The sequence below is a fragment of the Streptomyces roseifaciens genome (genome assembly GCF_001445655.1).
GTDB lineage: Bacteria > Actinomycetota > Actinomycetes > Streptomycetales > Streptomycetaceae > Streptomyces > Streptomyces aureoversilis.
This window is the reverse complement of the sequence record NZ_LNBE01000003.1, coordinates 2,107,973-2,128,161: the sequence shown is the minus strand read 5'-3', so window position 1 is coordinate 2,128,161 and position 20,189 is coordinate 2,107,973. Positions and strand designations below refer to the sequence as shown.

At 71.6% G+C, this 20,189-nt stretch carries 16 protein-coding genes; 11 read left to right on the top strand and 5 right to left on the bottom strand.

Features of this window, described 5'->3' with window-relative positions; genetic code table 11:
• Positions 1–86 precede the first annotated feature (86 nt).
• From AS857_RS14880 to AS857_RS14845, 8 genes are all read left to right on the top strand, one after another.
• Positions 87–1,037, top strand: coding sequence for a LysR family transcriptional regulator (locus AS857_RS14880; protein ID WP_058044155.1), 951 nt, complete (start codon positions 87–89; stop codon positions 1,035–1,037).
• Positions 1,038–1,391: 354 nt separating this feature from the next.
• The gene (locus tag AS857_RS14875; RefSeq protein WP_058043571.1) at positions 1,392–1,907 is read left to right on the top strand and encodes a hypothetical protein; all 516 of its coding nucleotides are present in this window, start codon (positions 1,392–1,394) and stop codon (positions 1,905–1,907) included.
• Positions 1,904–2,605, top strand: coding sequence for a vitamin K epoxide reductase family protein (locus tag AS857_RS14870; protein ID WP_079110341.1), 702 nt, complete (start codon positions 1,904–1,906; stop codon positions 2,603–2,605). The genes AS857_RS14875 and AS857_RS14870 overlap by 4 nt, the downstream gene beginning before the upstream one ends.
• Positions 2,606–2,894: 289 nt before the next feature.
• Positions 2,895–4,544, top strand: a complete 1,650-nt coding sequence (gene ctaD, locus AS857_RS14865; protein ID WP_245700139.1) for an aa3-type cytochrome oxidase subunit I — start codon at positions 2,895–2,897, stop codon at positions 4,542–4,544.
• Between the two features lie 72 nt (positions 4,545–4,616).
• The gene (locus AS857_RS14860; RefSeq protein WP_063804256.1) at positions 4,617–5,141 is read left to right on the top strand and encodes a hypothetical protein; all 525 of its coding nucleotides are present in this window, start codon (positions 4,617–4,619) and stop codon (positions 5,139–5,141) included.
• 143 nt (positions 5,142–5,284) lie between these two features.
• Positions 5,285–7,762, top strand: coding sequence for a GMC oxidoreductase (locus tag AS857_RS14855; RefSeq protein WP_058044154.1), 2,478 nt, complete (start codon positions 5,285–5,287; stop codon positions 7,760–7,762).
• Positions 7,759–9,633: a hypothetical protein gene (locus tag AS857_RS14850; RefSeq protein ID WP_058043569.1), complete on the top strand. Its 1,875-nt coding sequence runs from the start codon at positions 7,759–7,761 to the stop codon at positions 9,631–9,633. Before AS857_RS14855 ends, AS857_RS14850 begins: the two co-directional genes overlap by 4 nt.
• Positions 9,630–10,361, top strand: coding sequence for an alpha/beta fold hydrolase (locus AS857_RS14845; RefSeq protein ID WP_058043568.1), 732 nt, complete (start codon positions 9,630–9,632; stop codon positions 10,359–10,361). Before AS857_RS14850 ends, AS857_RS14845 begins: the two co-directional genes overlap by 4 nt.
• Before the next feature lie 42 nt (positions 10,362–10,403).
• Here the strand turns inward: AS857_RS14845 and AS857_RS14840 are convergent, their stop codons facing one another.
• Positions 10,404–11,813 (bottom strand): Dyp-type peroxidase, encoded by a 1,410-nt coding sequence (locus tag AS857_RS14840; RefSeq protein WP_058043567.1) that lies wholly within the window; start codon positions 11,811–11,813, stop codon positions 10,404–10,406.
• A gap of 240 nt (positions 11,814–12,053) precedes the next feature.
• On the opposite strand from AS857_RS14840, the gene AS857_RS14835 reads away from it, so the two are divergent.
• Positions 12,054–13,085 (top strand): acetylserotonin O-methyltransferase, encoded by a 1,032-nt coding sequence (locus AS857_RS14835; RefSeq protein WP_245699837.1) that lies wholly within the window; start codon positions 12,054–12,056, stop codon positions 13,083–13,085.
• Positions 13,086–13,096: 11 nt separating this feature from the next.
• Here the strand turns inward: AS857_RS14835 and AS857_RS14830 are convergent, their stop codons facing one another.
• From AS857_RS14830 to AS857_RS14820, 3 genes are all read right to left on the bottom strand, one after another.
• A complete protein-coding gene (locus AS857_RS14830; RefSeq protein WP_058043565.1) occupies positions 13,097–14,773 on the bottom strand; it encodes a purine-cytosine permease family protein in 1,677 nt (558 codons plus the stop codon).
• A gap of 153 nt (positions 14,774–14,926) precedes the next feature.
• Positions 14,927–15,634, bottom strand: a complete 708-nt coding sequence (ubiG, locus tag AS857_RS14825; RefSeq protein WP_058043564.1) for a bifunctional 2-polyprenyl-6-hydroxyphenol methylase/3-demethylubiquinol 3-O-methyltransferase UbiG — start codon at positions 15,632–15,634, stop codon at positions 14,927–14,929.
• Between the two features lie 86 nt (positions 15,635–15,720).
• The gene (locus tag AS857_RS14820) at positions 15,721–16,395 is read right to left on the bottom strand and encodes a MerR family transcriptional regulator (RefSeq protein WP_058043563.1); all 675 of its coding nucleotides are present in this window, start codon (positions 16,393–16,395) and stop codon (positions 15,721–15,723) included.
• A 134-nt stretch (positions 16,396–16,529) separates the two neighbouring features.
• On the opposite strand from AS857_RS14820, the gene AS857_RS14815 reads away from it, so the two are divergent.
• The gene (locus tag AS857_RS14815) at positions 16,530–17,834 is read left to right on the top strand and encodes a YhgE/Pip domain-containing protein (protein WP_058043562.1); all 1,305 of its coding nucleotides are present in this window, start codon (positions 16,530–16,532) and stop codon (positions 17,832–17,834) included.
• 286 nt (positions 17,835–18,120) lie between these two features.
• On the top strand, positions 18,121–18,456 hold the full coding sequence (locus tag AS857_RS14810; protein ID WP_058043561.1) for a thioredoxin family protein: 336 nt from the start codon (positions 18,121–18,123) through the stop codon (positions 18,454–18,456).
• Positions 18,457–18,508: 52 nt separating this feature from the next.
• Here AS857_RS14810 and rox read toward each other — a convergent pair whose 3' ends face one another.
• Positions 18,509–19,936 carry a rifampin monooxygenase gene (gene rox, locus AS857_RS14805; protein WP_058044153.1) on the bottom strand — a complete coding sequence of 476 codons (1,428 nt, stop codon included), beginning with the start codon at positions 19,934–19,936 and terminating at the stop codon, positions 18,509–18,511.
• Between the last annotated feature and the right edge of the window lie 253 nt (positions 19,937–20,189).

Sequence of the window (20,189 nt, the reverse complement as noted above, 5' to 3'; positions counted from 1 at the left end):
AAGAATGCAACCTCCACGGGCGCCCGGCGATCCAACAACGAACGAGGGCAGTCAACAACCATTGGTTGTCACCTATGGTGGGAGGCATGGATCTCGACGTGGCGCAGGTACGCGCCTTCGTTCGCGCCGCCGAAGAACTGCACTTCGGGCGGGCGGCCGGCACGCTCGCCATCTCCCAGCAGGCACTGTCCAAGCGGATCGCGCGGCTGGAAACGCTGCTCGGAATCGCGCTGTTCCAGCGCGCCGGCGGCGGGGTTCATCTCACCGAGGCCGGGCGGCGTTTTCTCCGGCCGGCCCGGCAGACCGTGGCCGCCGCCGACGCCGCAGTCGCAGCGGCGGTCGGGAAGGACCGCCCGTTGCGCGTCGACGTCTGGGGGCACCTCTACGCGCCGATGCGGACGCTGGCCCAGGTCGCCGGGCAGGCCGGGGAGCTGGTGCTGGGGCACGGGCGCGACCTGCCGTCGGTCACGGCAGCGCTGATGCACGGCGACATCGACGCGGCCTTCGGCCGGGTCCACCCCCCGCTGCACGCGCAGCTGGCGCACCGCCTCGTCCGCCTCGAACCGGTGGACGCCGTACTGAGCACGGATCACCCGCTCGCAGCCGAGGCGGCACTGCGGCCGGAACAGCTGCGCGGCAGCGTGCTGTGGTCACCCGGTGCGCTGGACCGGCTCGACTTCCTCCACCAGTTCGCCGAGCGATTCGACATCCGGGACAGGTCCGCGAGCGTCAACCTGGGGCTCGTCCACTTCCTCGGCGAGGTGGCACAGGACCCGAACCGCTTCTCGCTGCTGCCCGCCGACGTACCCCTGCCGGAGGTCCCGGGCCTGTGCTCCGTCCCGCTGGTCAACCCCACACCGCTGTACGCCTGGTCGCTGCTGTGGCGCAACGGAAACGGACACCCGGGGCTGGACGGCCTCATCGCCGCCTGCGCGCGAGAAGCCGGCCGGAGCCGATGGCTGGAGTACGACCCGGCTCACGACTGGCTGCCCGAACCACCGACGAGCCGTCCCCGGCACCAGGACGAGGGGCGCTGAGCGGCACTCGGGAGCGTGCAGGTGGTGCGGCGCCCCTGGGTCCCGTGGGCGCCGCACCGCGAGAGATCGGGTCGCTGCGGGCCGGGCCGCTCGGCTCAGTGTTCATGACGGACACCCTCGCAGGTGAGCGGAGCCTTGCGCGACTCCATAAGGGTCCGGGGCCGGCCCCGTGCCCCACCGGCCCCGGAGTCAGGGGCCGTTCGGCCCTTTCCGTACCGGTGTCCCTGACGATCTTCTGGCGGGGCGGCCGGGTGTGCCGTCCCTGCATCGGCGGCCCGGTTCCCGGGAGGCGGGCGGGCACACCCGGCGCGCACCACGTGCCGAGGGTGTGACGAGACCGAACGGAGTCGACGGGTGATCGCTGTGGTGGGGCACCGGGACCTGGACGCGGGCACCTCGCTCGCAGCCGATCTGTGCGAGCTGCTGGAGCGCTGCACCACGGGGACGTCGGTGCTCGTCCGCGCCGGAGCGGGCCTGCCCGTGGTGGCGGGCCGGGCCGTGCGCAAGGCGGGCCGCAAGCTCGTCGTGTTGCTGCCCGCACCGGCGCCGGGTGCCGGCGCGCTTCCCCCGCGCGACCGCGTGGCGGCCGGTGAGCTGCTGGTCCTGGCCGAGCACGTACGGCTGCTGCCGTACGACCCGGCCGACCGGGACGCCTCCGTGAGCGCCGACGAGCAGCTGATCAGGTCCTGCAGGCACGTGGTGGCGGTCTGGGATGGCTCGCCGTCCGACGGACGGGACGCCACGGCGCACCTCGTGGCCTTCGCCCGGGCCCGCGGCATCCCGGTGACGGTCTTCTGGCCGACCAGCGCCGTCCGCGAGCCCGGCGGCCCGAGGCCGGAGCGGCAAGAGACAGGAGAACAACGCGTATGACCAGCCGATCGGTTGACCTGGCGGGGACCGCAAGCGCACAGGCCAAGGACGCGGAGCAGGGAGGGGGAGAGGGCGCCCGGCCGGACGGCGCACGGTCCCGAGCGGCAGACGCCCCGCCCGGCGCCGCCGGACGCGCCACCGCCTGGATACTGGCCGTCTCCGGCGCACTGGGTCTGCTCGCCTCCTTCGTCATCACCGTCGACAAGTTCCGGCTCCTGGAGGACCCGGGCTTCCGGCCGGCGTGCAGCATCAACCCGGTGCTCTCGTGCACGAGCGTGATGAGCAGCCCGCAGGCGTCGGTGTTCGGCTTCGCCAACCCGCTGCTGGGTCTGGCCGGCTACGGGGCCGTGACCGTCATCGGCTTCGGTCTGCTGGCCGGGGCGCGCCACCGCCGCTGGTACTGGATCGGCCTGAACCTGGGCACTCTGGCCGGTACGGGCTTCTGCATGTGGCTGATGGTCCAGGCGCTGTACTCCATCGGCGCGCTGTGCCTGTGGTGCGTCCTGGCCTGGGTCGCCACCATCGCCATGTTCTGGTGCACCACCCTGCACAATCTCAGGCACGGCATCGTCCCGGCGCCCCGCCGGCTGGTGATTGGGCTACTGGAGTTCCCCTGGGCGGTACCGGTGACCTGGTATCTCCTCATCGCCCTTCTCGTTGCGGCCCGGTTCTGGTCCTACTGGCAGTCCCTGCTCTGACCGGGACCGCACACGAGGGCCACGCCGAGACGACACCCGGGACCGCACAGGGACCACACCCGGGACCACACCGGGACCACACCCGGGACCACACCGGGACCAACGGCCCACGCGCGAAGGCCCTTCCGGCTCATCCGCCGCCCCTCCCCTCCCGTTGATCATGTGACGGCGGCCGGGAAGAGCAACGGCTCTCGCCTCACACGGAGCCCTTCCCCGCCGTCGTCTTCAGCAACACAAGAGCGGAGGTCCGCGACCGGTGGACACGGTGGGTACGAAGGGCAGGGAGCCCGTGGGCGGGCATCCCGTGGTCGGTGCAGGAGCCGTCAAGGCTCCCCGCAGCCCGATGGTGGAGTGGCTGACGACCACCGACCACAAGAAGATCGGAACGCTCTATCTCGTCTCGGCGTTCGTGTTCTTCATCGTCGGCGGCCTCATGGCCCTGCTGATGCGGGCGGAACTCGCCCGTCCCGGCACGCAGATCATGTCGAACGAGCAGTTCAACCAGGCGTTCACGATGCACGGCTCGGTGATGCTGCTGCTGTTCGCGATGCCGCTGTTCACCGGTTTCGCGAACTGGATCATGCCGCTGCAGATCGGCGCGCCCGACGTGGCGTTCCCCCGGCTGAACATGCTCGCCTACTGGCTCTTCCTGTTCGGCTCCCTGATAGCGGCGGCAGGCTTCCTCACCCCTCAGGGCGCGGCGGACTTCGGCTGGTTCGCGTATGCGCCGCTGTCGGACTCGGTGCACTCCCCCGGGGTCGGCGCCGACATGTGGATCATGGGAGTGGCCCTGTCCGGCTTCGGCTCCATCCTGGGCGCCGTCAACTTCATCACCACGATCATCTGCATGCGCGCGCCCGGCATGACGATGTTCCGGATGCCGATCTTCACCTGGAACGTGCTGCTGACGGCCCTGCTCATCCTGCTGGTCTTCCCCGTTCTGGCGGCCGCGCTGTTCGCCCTGGAGATGGACCGCAAGTTCGGCTCGCACGTCTTCGACCCGGCCAACGGCGGCGCCCTGCTGTGGCAGCACCTGTTCTGGTTCTTCGGCCACCCGGAGGTCTACGTCCTGGCGCTGCCGTTCTTCGGCATCGTCTCCGAGGTCGTCCCGGTCTTCTCCCGCAAGCCGATGTTCGGCTACTGGGGTCTGATCGCGGCCACGATCTCGATCGCGGGTCTGTCGGTGACGGTGTGGGCGCACCACATGTACGTGACCGGTGGTGTGCTGCTGCCGTTCTTCGCCTTCATGACCTTCCTGATCGCGGTGCCGACCGGTGTGAAGTTCCTCAACTGGATCGGCACGATGTGGAAGGGCTCGCTGTCCTTCGAGACCCCGATGCTGTGGGCCACCGGGTTCCTGGTCACGTTCGTCTTCGGCGGCCTGACCGGTGTCATCCTGGCCTCGCCCCCGCTGGACTTCCACGTCTCCGACTCGTACTTCGTCGTCGCGCACTTCCACTACACGCTCTTCGGCACGGTCGTCTACGCGATGTTCGCCGGATTCCACTTCTGGTGGCCGAAGTTCACGGGCAGGATGCTGGACGAGAAGCTCGGCAAGATCACCTTCTGGACCCTCACGGTGGGCTTCCACGCCACGTTCCTGGTCCAGCACTGGCTGGGCGCCGAGGGGATGCCCCGCAGGTACGCCGACTACCTCACCGCCGACGGCTTCACCGCGCTCAACACGGTCTCCACGATCGGCTCGTTCCTGCTTGGCCTGTCCTTCCTGCCGTTCTTCTACAACGTCTGGAAGACGGCCAAGTACGGCAAGAAGGTCGAGGTCGACGACCCGTGGGGCTACGGCCGCTCGCTGGAGTGGGCCACCTCCTGCCCGCCGCCGCGGCACAACTTCCGCAGCCTGCCGCGCGTGCGCTCCGAGTCCCCGGCGTTCGACCTGCACCACCCCGAAGTCGCCGCGCTGGAGCCGGCTCAGCACTGAGCCTCCTCTCCACGCCCCTTCCCTCCCCTTCCGCCTGCCGCGTCCCGTGGAAACCCTCCGAGGAGAAAGCGCATGTCCCACATCGTCCTGGCAGTCGGAGCGACGGCGGTCACCCTGGCGGGCAGTGCCTGGTACCTGCCCGCCGTCGCGGACCTGCGGGCGGGCGACGACCGCCCGCGCTCCGGGCGGCTCGCCGCCCGGGCCTGCGTGACCGGGTGGGCGGCCCTCGCCACGGTCGCCCTGCTGCTGTTCGGCCCGGCACCGTGGCAGGCACTGTGCGCCGTGGCGGGCGGCGGGGCCGTGGCAGGGGCCCTGCTGCGGTCCCGGGCCCGCGCGCACCTCGCCCGGGAACGGCGGGAGACGGAGGCCTGCTGGGCGGCGCTGCACCCGGCCCCGCCGGCTCCCGGCGCCGGGCCCTCCCGGCGGGCCTTCCTCACCTGGAGCCTCCTCGGGACGGTCACCGCGTCCGCCCTGGCCGTCACGCTGCTCCTGGTCGCGGACATGGTGACGGCGGCCTTGACGTCCGGGTGCGTCGCCGCCGCGACGCTGCTCGCCGCCGGCGCCCGGGTCGCCGCCCTCCGCGGGCCCCGCGCCTGAAGGGCACGACGCAGGGACGCGCTCACACCCTTGGGCAGGGCTCCTACCACGATTTGCCCGGTTGTTTCCCCGGCGCGAAGATTGCCCTAGAGGCCCTTCAGATTCCCGCAGGCCTTTCGGAGGAGCCCCGCAAGGGAGCACCGATGGCAGCAGACGACCGGCTCCTGAGTCGATCAGCCGTAGAGACCGCCGACGTCGTGGTCGTCGGCTCGGGCTTCGGGGGTTCGGTCACCGCGTGCCGCCTCGCCGAAGGCGGCCGGTCCGTGGTCGTGCTGGAGCGGGGCAAGCCCTACCCGCCCGGCAGTTTCCCCCGCACCCCGGCCGGTATGTCCCGCAACTTCTGGGACCCGAGCGCGGGCATGCAGGGCCTCTTCGACATCTGGTCCTTCCGCGGCCTGGAAGGCGTCGTCTCCAGCGGCCTGGGCGGCGGCTCGCTCATCTACGCCAACGTCCTGCTGCGCAAGGACGAACGCTGGTTCGTACACGAGTCACCGCTGCCGGGCGGCGGTTACGAGAACTGGCCGCTGAGCCGGGGCGACCTCGACGCGCACTACGACCGGGTCGAGGACATGCTCGGCGCCACCCCGTACCCCTACACCGACACGCCCAAGACCGTCGCGATGCACGAGGCCGCGGGCCGTCTCGGCCTGTCCGTGTGGCGGCCGCCGCTCGCGGTCTCCTTCGCTCCCCGCCCCGGCGCGGCGCCCGTCCCCGGCGCGCAGATCGCCGAACCCTCCTACGGCAACCTCCACGACCTGCCGCGCAGCACCTGCCGGATGTGCGGCGAATGCGACGTCGGCTGCAACTTCGGCTCCAAGAACACGCTCGACCACACCTACCTGTCGGCCGCCCGGCACCACGGCGCCGACATCCGCACCCGCTGCGAGGTGCGCGGCTTCGCGCCCCGCCCCGGCGGCGGCTACGAGGTCCAATACGTCGTCCACGAGCCCGGCCGCGAAGGCCGTCCCACCGCCACCGACAAGCTCCCCGTCCACCGGATCGTCTGCCGCCGGCTGGTGCTCGCGGCCGGCACCTTCGGCTCGACGTACCTGCTGCTGCGCAACCGCGCCGCACTGCGCGGCATCAGCAGCGCCCTGGGCACCCGGTTCTGCGGCAACGGCGACCTGCTCGGACTGCTGCTCCACGCCACCGACGGCGACGGCGACGGCCCTCGCAGGCCGCGACGGGTGCAGAGCAGCACCGGGACGGTCATCACCACCGCCGTCCGCGTCGGCGACGAGCTCGACGAGGACGGCTCGTCGGGGCGCGGCTTCTACATCCAGGACGCGGGCTACCCCACGTTCGCCGACTGGCTCAGCGAGGCGGCGCAGATGCCCGGAAGCGTCCGCCGCGCGCTCGCCTTCGCCCTGCACCGGCTGCGGGCGCGGCTGGGGCACGACCCGCAGAGCAACATCGGCCGTCAGCTGTCCCTGCTGCTGGGTCCGGCCGAGTTCTCCGACGCGTCGCTGCCGCTCCTCGGCATGGGCCGCGACGTGCCCGACGGCCGGATGAGCCTGCGCCGCGGCCACCTCGACATCGACTGGACCACACAGACCTCGCTGCACTACTTCGAGCGCGTCCGGTCGGTCATGCGCGACCTGGGCGAGGAGCTGGGCGCGGAGTTCCGCGACAACCCCTTGTGGTGGTCCCACCGGGTGATCACCGTGCACCCGCTGGGCGGCGCCCCGATGGGCCGCCACCCCGCCGAGGGCGTCTGCGACTCCTTCGGCGAGGTCTTCGGCCTCCCGGGCCTGTACGTGCTCGACGGCGCCGCGCTGCCCGGCCCGGTGGGCGCCAACCCCTCCCTGACGATCGCGGCGTTCGCCGACCGCGCCTGCGACCGCATCCTCGAGCAGGGCCCCGGCCCGCACTCGGCCGCCGAGATGCCCGCCGACGTACCCACCGAGGCGCCCGCCGACCTGCCTCCCGAGGTGTTCGTACCGCCCGGCATGACCGTCGAGGAGGTCCCCAAGCCCGCGCCCGCCGGCGGTGAGCGGCCGACCAGCCTCTCCTTCACCGAGGAGATGAAGGGCCACGCCGCGCTCGACGTCGACGACCCCGGCCAGGGGCGCGACCTGGGCCGGCAGCGGAAACAGCAGCTGGCGTTCCGGCTCACCGTCACCGCCCACGACGTCGACCGCTTCGTCGACGACCCGGCGCACCCCGCCACCGTCGCGGGCCACGCGGACTGCGACGTCCTCGGCGGCCGTCTGCCGGTGGAACACGGCTGGTTCAACCTCTTCACCCGGGACGACGACCCCACCCGGCGCCGCATGCTCTACCGCCTGCACCTGCGCGCCCCCGGCCGCGGCCCGCTCACTCTCGTCGGCCGCAAGGACATCCACGACGACCCCGGCACCGACGTCTGGCCCGACACCACCACCCTCTACGTCCGCCTGCTCGCCGGACACGTACAGCCGGACGGCGACGCCACCGCCGCGGTGCTCGGTGCGGGCGTCCTCACCATCCGTCCCGCGGACTTCGTCCAGCAGCTGACGACGTTCCGCGCCACCGGCCCGCACCCCGCACGCGCACTGGAACGCTTCGGCCGCCTGTTCCTGGGCGAGTTGTGGGACGTCTACGGCTCCCACCTGCGACCGCCGCCCGGGGAGCCGGCATGAAGGCCCGTGAGCTGCGCAAGCACGCCGAGGAGCTCCAGCTGCCCTTCGTGCCGCAGGAACAGGTGCGCTGGCTGGCGCCCCACGAGCTGGCCCGGACCGCCGGCAAGGTCGTCCTGGCCCTCACCCTCGCCGGCTACCTCGACAAGCGGGAGATCCAAGGAGCCCTCGACGCCGAGCCCCTGCACGCGCCCCTCGGCGACCCCGGCGCACAGGAGATCTGGATCGACTACGCCGCCGACCTCGGCGACGGCTTCGACGCGACCGGCACGGTCGCCTGGACCCTGGCGGCGCAGGAGGCCGCCGTCGAACGTCCCGGCAGCGCACCGGCCCGGCTGCCGCGCGGCTCCCTGCTCGTCCTCGGCGGCGACGAGGTGTACCCCGTGGCATCGGCCACCGCCTACGAGAACCGGATGAAGGGCCCCTACCGCGCCGCCCTGCCGACGGCGGAGGACCGCCCGCTCATGGTCGCCCTTCCCGGCAATCACGACTGGTACGACGGCCTCACCGCCTTCCTGCGCATCTTCGCCCAGCGGCGCGACATCGGCGGCTGGCGCACCCGCCAGACCCGCAGCTACTTCGTCGTCCGGCTGCCCCGGCGCTGGTGGCTCGTCGGCCTCGACAGCCAGCTCGGCGCCTACGTGGACGACCCCCAGCTGCGCTACTTCGAGACCCACCTGTCCGCCCTCCTCCAGCCGGGCGACGGAGTGATCGTGTGCTCCGCCACCCCCGCCTGGGTCGAGAGCGCCCAGGAGGACGCCGACGCCTTCAACTCCCTGCACTGGTTCGACCGCAACATCGTCCGGACCCGGGTCACCGACCGGGAGACGGGGGCGCGGGAGCCGACGGGCGCCTCCGTCCGGCTGTGGCTGACCGGCGACAAACACCACTACGCGCGTTACGCCGAACGGCTGCCCACCGACCCGCCCGGTCCCGCCGCAGCGCTGCCGCCCGACCCACGCAGACGCCAGCTCGTCACGTGCGGACTGGGCGGCGCCTACCTGACCTCCACGCACGGGCTGCCCGCCGACCTGCCGCTGCCGCCCCGCGAGTCCCACCTGCGCGAGAAGGACAGCCCACCGGTCGACTTCGCGCTCGCACAGGACACCTGCCCCACGGCCGAGGAGTCCCGCCGCATCGCCCGGCGCATCGCCTTCCCGTGGTCGCACGGCTGGCCGCCCCGGCGCAACCCGGGCTTCGGCGCACTGGCCGCGGGCGTGCACGCCGTCCTCTTCCTGCTCGTCAGTTTCGTGTTCGCGCTCGCCCGCGGCACGATCCGGCCCGACGAAGCCGTGCGCGCCGCCGGCTGGGAGGACGCCCTCCGCTTCGCCGCGATGCTCGTGGCCCTCGTGGCGGCGCTGACCGTACTGCCCTGGCTCGCCCGGCTGGTCCGCAAGCGCAGACACGAGACCACCTCCCTCGCCCGCTCCGCGGCTCCCCCCGTGCCTGCGGTCGCCGCCCTGCTGCAGGGTGTGGTCGCGCTCGGGGTCCTGGTCGCCGCCGTCGCCCTGCCGTTCCCGTCCTCCTGGCCCGGGTGGACCGTCCTGTTGCTGTGCCTCCTGCTCGCCGGGGCCGCCGGGGCGACCGCGGGGTCCGAGGCCTTCGCCCTGTGGGTGCTCTGGGCGCGCCACGGCACGGTCGCCGAATGGCAGATGTCGGGCCAGTCCATCGAGGACCACAAGGGATTCCTGCGCCTGCACATCGCCCCCGACGGCGACCTCACCCTCCACGCGCTGATGCTCGACGGCGTCTGCCGCGACTGGCACCTGGAGGACGACCCGGCCGGCGGCAAGCGCCCGGTGCCCGACCGTCTGCCGCCCGTACGGCCGATCGAGGATCCCGTCGTGATCGCCCGGGAGGCGAAGCCACCATGACGGGCACACCGGCCCGCTCACCGCGCACGAACCGGCCGACCCGGCGCACCCGGCCCACCACGCGCCGGGACCACATCACCGAGGTGCGGCCGCTGACCGCACTGGACGGCCGGCCCCTCACCCTCGTCCACGTGCAGGGCCGCCACCCGCCCACCCGCGGACCCGTCATCGTCGTCCACGGCGCAGGCGTACGCGCCGAACTCTTCCGCCCGCCGCTGCCGCGCACCTTCGTCGACGCCCTGCTCGACGACGGCTGGGACGTGTGGCTGCTCAACTGGCGCGCGTCGATCGACCTCGACCCGGTGCCCTGGACCCTCGACCAGGCCGCCGCCTACGACCATCCCGCCGCGGTCGCCCACGTGCTCGACGCCACGGGCGCCGACCGGCTCAAGGCCGTCGTGCACTGCCAGGGTTCGACGTCGTTCACCATGGCCATGGCCGCCGGGCTGCTCCCCGAAGTGGACACCGTGGTCAGCAACGCGGTCTCGCTGCACCCCGTCGTCCCCCGCTTGTCGACCTTCAAGATCGGCTACCTGGCGCCGCTGATCAGCCGCGTGACCCCCTGCCTGGCCGACAGCCGGCGGCGCACCTTCGACTTCCTGCAGCGCCACCGCCCCGGCCGCGACAGCCTGCACGTCCTGCCCGGCTACGGCCACCTCGACGTCTTCCTCGGCCGCCGTGCGGCGACCGAGACCTGCCCCCTCATCCTCGAGGAGCTCGCGCGCTGAAGGGCCTCGGCCGAAGGCCCTCGACCGAAGGCCCGTACGGGGTCACAGGCTGCGCAGGAAGGCGAGCGAGGGCATGAAGAAGTACTCGCCGCCCTTCATGGTCACGGTCTGCGCGGGGGAAGGGACCTCCTGGCCCTCCTCCTGGCCCCAGACCCGCGGCCAGGTCGCCGGGGGCCGGCTGCCCTGCCCGATGACCGGGTCGAGGCCGGGCGCCGGCTCGCTGCCGGAGTCCGGGAAGCCGGTGCTGTTGGCCCAGTTGCGCTGCGTGAACTCGAACTGGTCGACCAGGTCGGAGTTGAACGCCATGAACAGCAGGCCGACGCCGCCCTCGGGCAGATCGCCGGCGGGGCCGTCGGCGCGCTCCCCGTAGGTCTGCCCGCGCCGCGCCATCAGGTGGCGGCGCTCCTCCTCCGGCGACTCGAAGCCGCCGGACCCGCGCGGGTTGGTCTTGCGGATGTGGGCCTGGAAGGGGCACTTGTCGGCGGCGCCGTCGCTGGCGTAGGTGAAGTCGTTCATCACCGGGCTGTGTGCTCCGGGCGTGGCCTGCAGGGTGAGCGGCGTGCCGTCCTTGAAGCGTCCGACGAGCATCGCGCCGGCCCGTTCGCGGTCGTTGTTGTCGAGCTTCAACGCATCGGCGAGCTCTTCCTCCGCCTTCCTGAAGGCCCGGACGTTCTGCTCCAGCTTGCGCAGCACGAAGTAGCTGCCGAAGTCGGTCGCGGGGTCGGGAGCGGCCGGGTCCGCAACGAGGACGCGCGCCAAGGCCTCGCCCGGATCCCACACCGAGACTCCGTCGGTGCCGCGGCGCTCGTCCTCCAGATCCTCGGTGAGGAACAGCGGCTGGCTGCGGCCGTCGACGTACCCGAAGTGCTCGATCCCGTCACCGTTCGCATTGCGCATGCCACGGCCCACTTCCTTGCCGAGCACGCGGAGCGAGCCGGTCAGCAGCTGCTCGACCTTCTTGAGCCTGGCGCCCGCCGGGCGGGATTCGGCGTCGCCGACCAGGACGACGGCGTGGATCTCCTCCCGGTAGCCGGCCTCCCACTGCGCGATGTCCGGGTCCTTCAGCATGCCGCGGGTCCCGTCGTCCCGCATTCCCCGCTCGAAGGCCTCGTCGGAGGGGGCCCGGTCCGACAGGCCCAGCCGGTCGTAGCCGGCCTTCGTCAGTCCCACACCGACGTAGGGGGTGTCCGGGACGCCGCTCGACCCGTTGCGCTTGAAGCCCTCCACTTCCTGGAGGTGCTCCTTGGCCGACTTCATCAGCGGCACCAGCCCGGCCAGGAACGCCCGGGCCTCCGCAGCGCCCGCCGAGCCCTTGCCGAACTGCACCAGCAGGATGTGCAGGTGCTCGCGGACGTGGCCCTTGAGGATGTTCGCCTGCAGGTTCTGCAGCATGGTGTCGGCATCACCGGTCGCCTTCTTCCACGACAGCGGCTTGCTGAGATCGACGGGCATGCCGGCCCCTTCCGTCGAGCCTGGACTCTGGGCGTCTTTCCGGTGGTCCGGACCGGGATCCGGACCCGGTGTCCAGCCTGGTGGACATCCCGGCGATGCGCGACTCGGCCGGACCCGGACGCGCCTTAGGACGGAAGTCCTAGCCGAAGATCCGCACAGCGGCGGTGCCGGGGCCCGGGCGGCGGCTGGAAGGGTGGTGATCCACCGGTACCCGCCGGAACCACCCCCCGGGAGATCACCTTGGAGCCCTCGTCCAGCCCCCACTCCTCCGCCCCCGACGCATCAGGGGCCATGCGGCTGATGGAGGAGACCTTCGGTTTCCTCCACTCCGCCGCGCTGCGGACCGCCGCGTCGCTCCGGATCGCCGACCGGCTCGCCGACGGACCGCGCACCGCCGCCGAGCTCGCCGCGGACACCGGAACCGACGGCCCGACGCTGCGCCGGCTGCTGCGGCACCTGGCATCACGCGGCGTCTTCCAGGAGGACGGGACGGGCAGGTTCGGGCTGACGCCCGCCGCGTACGCCCTGCGCACCGACGTTCCCGGCTCGCTGCACGCCACGGTGCTCCTGCTCACCGACGACATGTTCCTGCGTCCCTCGGCCGACCTCGCCGAGACCGTACGCACCGGGGAATCCGCCTTCCCCCGGGTCTTCGGCACCCCCTTCTTCCAGCACCTCGCCGCCGACGGCGCGGCCCGGGAGGTCTTCGACGCCGGGATGGCGGCCTTCTCCGGGCCGCTCGACGACGTGGTCGCCGCCGCGTACCCGTTCCCGGACCGGGGCACGGTCGTGGACGTCGGCGGCGGACGGGGCGGACTGCTCCGGGCCGTCCTGCTGCGCCACCCCGGCCTGTCGGGCGTCCTCTTCGACCAGGCGGCGGCGGTGCGGGAACCCCTGCTCGCCGAAGCGGAGTTGGAGGGACGCTGGCGGGCCGAGCCCGGGGACTTCTTCGCCGGCGCCCCGGAGGGCGACATCCACCTCCTCAAGCACGTCCTGCCCGACTGGAGCGACGAGGACTGCGTCCGCATCCTGCACTCCTGCCGCAAGGCCCTCGCCCCGGGCGGCCGGGTCCTGGTCGTGGACGCCGTCCCGCCGCCGGGCAACGACCCGCACCCGGGCAAGGACCTCGACATGCTGATGATGACCGCCCTCGGCGGCAGCACCCGCACCCCCGCCGAGCTCGACGCCCTCTTCGCCGACGCCGGCCTGCGCCACGTCCGCACCCTGCCCACGCCGGGCTTCGCCTCGATCGTGGAGGCCGCCGCGGTCTGAGCCTCCGGCGGTTACGCGGCGCCGCCGCTCGCAGGGAGCACGTGGTCGCCGATCCTGTCGGTGCTCAGGCACAGGGAGCACACCACCGCGTCGTGGGTGCGGCAGGCGGCCACGTCCGGGCGCTCGAACTCCTGTCGGCACACGTGGCACTCGTAGAGCGTGGCGCTCGGGTTGCCCTCCGCGTCGAGCAGGGGTTCGTCGATCCCGTCCGTGGTGCGGCGCAGGTAGTAGCGCCCCTTGGTCAGTACGGCCATCAGCGGGGTGACGACGAAGGCGATCAGTGCCGCCGCGACCGGGGAGTAGGGCTGGAGCGTGTCGCCCAGGGCGTGGAAGTACATGGCGATCGACAGGCCCGAGGCGGCGACGAAGGCGACCGTGCCCACGGGGTTGACGGCGTAGAGCATGCCGCGCCGGAACTCGGGTGCGTGCGGGGAGAGTTTCAGCAAGTACTTGTTCACGATGATGTCCGTGGCCACGGTGACGACCCAGGCGATGGCGCAGTTGGAGTAGAAGCTCAGGACGCGGTTGAGGAAGCTGAACATGTCGGCCTCCATCAGCGCCAGCGCGAAGGCCAGGTTGAGCAGGACGAACACCATGCGGCCCGGGTAGCGCCCGGTCAGCCGGGTGAAGGAGTTGGTCCACGCCAGTGAGCCGGAGTAGGCGTTCGTCACGTTGATCTTGATCTGGCTGATCACGACCAGGACCACGGCCAGCGGAACGACCAGCCACGAGGGCATCATCGCGTCGAAGGCGGCCTTGAACTGCTGAATGGGCTCGGTCGCGGCCGCCGGCCCCACGGAGGCGATGACGTAGACGGCGAGGAAGACTCCTATCGCCTGCTTCAGCGCACCGAGCACGACCCAGCCGGGACCGGCCACCACGACCGCCGTCCACCAGGCGCGGCGGTTCGCGCTCGTACGGGGAGGCATGAAACGCAGGTAGTCGATCTGTTCGCCGATCTGTGCGATCAGTGACAGGCAGACGCCGGAGCCCAGCAGCACCGAGGCGGTGTTCACTCCTCCCTGGCCGTCGGTGCCCGCGTAGGCCAGCCAGCGGTCCACCGTGCCCGGGTCGGTGGCCACCAGGTAGACCAGCGGTCCCACCATCAGCAGCAACCAGACGGGCGTCGTCCACACCTGAAGCTTGCTGAGCGCCTTCATCCCGTAGACGACCAGGGGGATCACCATGAACGTCGAGACCAGATAGCCGAGCCACAGCGGCAGCCCCAGGCCCAGCTTCAGCCCCTGCGCCATGATCGACCCTTCGAGGGCGAAGAAGATGAAGGTGAAGCTGGCGAAGATGACGCTGGTCAGGACCGAACCGTAGTAGCCGAAGCCGGAGCCGCGGGTGATCAGGTCCAGGTCGATGTTGTAGCGCGCCCCGTAGTAGGCGAGGGGGAAGCCGGTGACGAAGATGACCACAGCGGCGACGAGGATCGCGGCCAGGGCGTTCCCGGTGCCGTGGGTGAGGCCGATGCCGGCGCCGATCGAGAAGTCGGCCAGGTACGCGATCCCGCCCATCGCCGTGGTCGCCACGACCATCGGCGTCCAGCGGCGGTAGCTGCGCGGGGCGAACCGGAGGGTGTAGTCCTCCAGCGTCTCCCGCGCCGCGTGCCCGAGGTCGGCCCCGGCCTGCGCAGACTCTTCGCGGCCGGCGGGTTCCTTCAATCGTCGCTCGGTACTGCTCATGCGTTCTCCTGGGCGTGCTGTGGCTGCAACGGCTGGCAGCCGGCCAGGGGGAACGCTAGGCAGGGCACATTTCCTGCCGTCACCTCGAACATGAAGGCGATGTTTCCGTGTTCACGTCCCGGTGATCCGGGTGATCCGGGCGAGCTGCTGCGGTCAGCGGCGGGCGGCGCCCAGGTAGGTGCAGGAGAGGTCCCGGGTCAGGCGGGTCCGGAAGCTGCCGTCGGGGCGGCGGCCGACCACGAACAGACCGGCCATCCGGCCCAGTGGTGTGAGTCCGGCAGCGCCGAGGTAACCGGTCGTCTCGGCCGGGGTGATGAAGTCGTTCCAGTCGTGCGTGCCGCGCGGGATCACTCGGAGCACGTGCTCCAGTCCCCAGATCATGATCAGGCGGGAGCGCCAGGTCCGGTTGATCGTGTCGAAGAGGAACACCCCGCCCGGGGCCAGTACGCGACGGATCTCGCGCACCACCTCGCCGGGGCTGGGCACGTGCTCGAGCACGTCCAGGCAGGTGACCACCGAGAAGGACCCGTCGGCGAACGGCAGGCGCTCCCCCGCTCCCACGGCGTAGCGGATGTCCAGACCGGTCTCCGCGGCGTGGCGCCTGGCGGCGCGCACCAGGGCCGGGGAAACGTCCACTCCCGAGGCGACCGCGCCGCGCGAGGCGAGGTACTCGGTGGTGAAGCCCCCGCCGCATCCCACGTCCAGTACCCTCTGGCCGGTCCAGCCGCCGTCGACGTACCGGTCGAAGAAGGCGAACCGCGGTTGATTGAGGGCGCGCAAGGGCGCGGCCGGGGAATCCTCGGCCCACCAGTCACGGGCCAGCTCCTCGAAGAGCTCGGCTCCTCCGCCACCTCGTCCCATCCTGCACACCCCGTTCCCGGCGACCGGTCGGCATCGTCTCCTTGAGCAACGAGAGCCGGCCCGCATGGCAACGGACCGCGGAGGTGTCACCCGGTGCGGGGGCCGTCACTGGGGAGGCTCGTGATGCGGCGGCGGACCTGGTCCTCCTGGGCCAGCCGCCGCAGCAGTTCGAGCACGGGAGCGGAGAGGGCGAAGACGATGACGGCCTGCTCTGCCAGGGCCTCCGGGGCGTCGTCGAAGGCGGCGGCGCGGTCGAGGTCCAAACGGGCGATGGAACGGGCCAGCTCCGCGTAGGCGACGAGTTCGCCGGGCCGATAGTCCGCGTCGAGCCGTCTGAGCTCCCGCAGCGCCGCCGTCAGCCCCTCCACGTGGGGGGAAGTGCCGGGCGCCTGCCAGCCCATGGCCTCGATCAGGTCTGCCACCTCCGCTTCCGCGGCCGACCCGATCTCCTCCTCCCGGTCGGCGTCACCGACCGGGGACTCCGCGACGGGCACGGGCAGGGCGTAGCTCACCGCCCCCAGGGCACTGTCGGTGCTGTGCGCCTGGTCGACGGCTGCGAGGACGTCGCGGGTGGCGGCGATGGAGAGCCCGCCCAGGGTGGTCAGAGCCTTGATCAGCCGCAGGCGCTGGACGTGCTCCTGCCCGTACTCGGCCAGCGTCGCGGCCGTCGCCTTGCCGGCGGGCAGCAGGCCCTGCCGCCGGAAGTACTTGATGCTGGCGACCGGCACGCCGGTCGTGCGGCTGAGCTCGGAGATCTTCATGCGGCTTCCTCGATGGTGGTGCGCCGGCCGGGCGTCCTACTGCGACGACTGGACACTCCTGGAAGATACTGCCACTATCTAGTTACTGGATACCTTCAGTATCTAGTTACTCTAGGTAAGAACTCGGAGCGAATATGCCTTCCCCCGAGCCCTCTTCCGTACTCCGCAGCCCGAAGCTGTGGATCGGTTCAGGCCTCATCGTCGCGGTGGTTTCCATCCTGTTCGCCCTGCTGTACGTCGGCGGCAACGTGAACCCCAAGGGCAACCTGCGCGACCTGCCCATCGCACTGGTCAACAGCGACCGTGGCGCCGACGCCAACGGCAAGCACCTCAACCTCGGCGACCAGGTCGTCTCCGGGATCGAGAAGTCCGCCGCGAACAACGACAGCTTCGCCTGGCAGGTCGTCAGCCGGCAGGAGGCCGACAAGCGGCTCGGCCAGGGCAAGGTCTACGGCGCACTCGTCGTCCCGGAGAACTTCACCGCCACGGTGGCGGGGCTGACCAGCCCGAAGGCGACGGAGGCCAAGCGCCCGACCCTGACGGTGCTGACCAACCAGTCCGCCGGCAGCATCGGCTCCTCCATGGCCAGCCAGGCGAACCAGAAGGCGGCCCACGCCGCCTCCGCCCAGCTCGGCAAGGACCTCCTCAACCGGGCCGCCGCCCAGAAGGCCCAGCTCGCCCCGGCCGCCAAGCTGATGCTCACCGATCCCGTGAACGTCGAGGTGGCAGACGGCCACCCGCTCGGCACGCACAGCGCCATGGGTCTGAGCGCCTTCTACTACGCCCTGGTCCTCGTCGTCTGCGGCGTGCTCGGCGCCAACGCCATCAGCTCCCAGGTCGACACCGCGCTCGGTTACGTGCACACCGACTTCGGCCCCTTCCGCCAGCGCATGCCCGTCCGGCACACCAGCCGCGTCCGCACGCTGGCCGTCGGCACGGTCCTCATGCTCGGCCTCTCCGTGGTCATGGGCTCCCTCGTCCAACTCGCCACGGTCGGCGTCCTCGACATGGACGCCTCCCACCTCGGCCTGCTGTGGCTCTACTCCGTGGGCACGATCGCGGCCGTCGGCGTCAGCGCCCTGGCGATGCTCGCCGTCTTCGGCACGCCCGGCATGCTGGTCTCCACCATCGTCTTCATCGCCATGGCCGTCCCGTCCTCCGGAGCGACCGTGCCGCTGGAGGCGCTGCCCGGCTTCTTCCGCACGCTCTCGGAATTCGAGCCGCTCCGGCAGATCACCGGGGGCATGCGCTCCATCCTCTACTACGACGCCCAGGCCGACGCCGGCCTCACCCGCGCGTGGATCTCCATGGGCATCGCCCTGGTCGCCTCCGTGCTCTTCGGCTTCGGCGTCACCCGCTTCTACGACCGCAAGGGCTTGCACCGCATCCCCCGCCCGGCCGAGTCCACCGACACCGCGGCGGCGCCTTCCGCGGCCTAGAAGGCGTCAGCAAAGAAGGACCGGCGAGCCCCGGGCGTCATTCGCCCGGGGCTCGCTTTTCGTTTCCCCGCTCACCTTCGTTCCCCGCCGGAACCGGCAGCCCGCCGGAACGGGGCACGCCGGCGCGGGGCACGCCGGCGCGGGCGGTGTCCGGGGTTGACGGCACCCGGCTCATGACGGCCGAGCGCGACTGCCGGTGTGCGCGACCACCGGACCCGTGGAACGGTGATGCACACGGGCTGTCCCCCTCCATGCACGCCGGAAGAGTCACGAAGGGACGAACGACATGGCCATCACACCGCTGACGAGCTTGGCCGAGTTCGAGGAGACGATCAGCCAGGACAAGCCGGTGGTGGTGTTCTTCTGCGCGACCTGGGCTTCCCTCTGCCGTGTGATCGGCCCCGTCTTCGAGCGCTTCTCCGGACTCCCCGAATTCGCCGGCATCGACTTCCGTTCGGTCGACATGGACGAGGCCTACGAGGTCGCCCAGAAGGCGGGCGTGGGCCCGGTCCCCGTCTTCATGGCGTTTCGCAGCGGCACCAGGCTCGCCGAAGTCGTCGCACCCGGTCCGGATGCGCTGCGGGAGCTGATCGGCAAAGCGGGCACGGAGGAAACCGCGTGACGCGGCTCCGCCGCCGCCCTCGCCGGGAGGACGCAGTGCCCCGCCTGCGCGCTCAGCTCGCGGCAGCGCCGAACCACCTCGGCATCCGGCCGAGCAGGTCCTGCTGGTCATCACCGGCCCACGCCACGTGGCCGTCCGGCCGCAGCAGCACCGCGGGCACGTCCAGTTCCTCGCTGACGTCGACGACGTGGTCGACCCGGTCGGCCCAGCCCTCCACCGAGAGCCGGCCGGTCCGGTCGAGCAGCAGACCGCGTCCGCCGTGCATCAGCCCGTAGAGGCGGCCCCGCTTCAGCTGCACGTCCCGCATGCGCCGGCCGAGCAGTTCGTGGCCCTCGCCGAAGTCGTAGCGGACCCCGATCGCAATGATCTTCTCGATCAGGTACCGGTTCACGTCCTCGAAGTCCATCAGCTCCGCAAGCAGCCGGCGCACGGCCCGGGCCCCCGGCTCGAGGGACATCAGCTCCATCTGCGCGCGGGTGTTGTCCAGTACGTCGGCGGCCACCGGGTGCCGCTCGGTGTGGTAGCTGTCCAGCAGCCCTTCCGGGGCCCAGCCGCCCACCTCGGCGGCCAGCTTCCAGCCGAGGTTGAACGCGTCCTGGACGCCGAGGTTGAGCCCCTGCCCACCGGTCGGCGGATGGATGTGCGCCGCGTCGCCGGCCAGCAGCACCCGGCCGACCCGGTAGCGCTCGGCCTGCCGCGTGGCGTCGCCGAAGCGGGACAGCCAGCGCGGCGAATGCACGCCGAAGTCAGTGCCCGCGACCTCCCGAAGCCGCTGCTTGAACTCCTCCAGAGTCGGCGGGACCGTGCGGTCCTCGGCCACCCCCTCGGCGGGCACGACGACGCGGTACACCCCGCCCCCGAAGGGCCCCAGGCCGAACCGCAGCTGGGTCTTGCGGATTTCCGCGACGACGGCGGCCACCGTCGCCGGATCCTCGGTCACCTCCATCTCGCCCAGCAGCGTCTCGACCCTGGTGGGCTCACCGGGGAAGCCGACGCCGAGCAGCTTGCGCACCGCACTGCGGCCGCCGTCGCAGCCGACGACGTAGCGCGAACGCAGCCGCGTGCCGTCGGCCAGCACGACGGTCACCCCGTCCTCGTCCTGGCTCAGCCCGACCACCTCGCAGCCGCGCCGGATCTCGGCGCCGAGCTCGGCGGCGCGCTCGGTCAGCAGGCGCTCGGTGACGGTCTGCGGGATACCGAGGACGTAGGGATGCGCGGTGTCCAGCCGGTCGGGCCACGGCTTGCCGATACCGGCGAAGAAACCACCGACCGCGTGCTGCCGGCCGTGCGCGAGGAAGCGCTCCAGCAGACCGCGCTGGTCCATCACCTCGATGCTGCGCACGTGCAGGCCGAGCGCACGGACGAACCCGGTCGGCTCCGCCTCCTTCTCCAGCACGAGCGCGTGCACGCCGTGCAGCCGCAACTCGCCGGCCAGCATCAAGCCGGTCGGTCCACCGCCGACCACGATCACGTCGATCACGTCGATCACGTCGATCACGAAATCTCCCCCTTGTTCTCCGCCTTCGGCCGGTGATTCTGCGCCATGACCGGGGCCTTGCCGCAAGACCCCCTGTGCGCTATAAGTTAAGAGTGGCGAGGAGTGGGTCCACTCTTACGGCACCACAGGCGGCTATCACGAGAGCGCCCTCCGAGACACTCACGTCAACAGCAGCCTCTCCGGGCCGCTTTCAGGGCGCGCCTCTCCCCCCTCGTCCCACTGAATCCGGTGAATC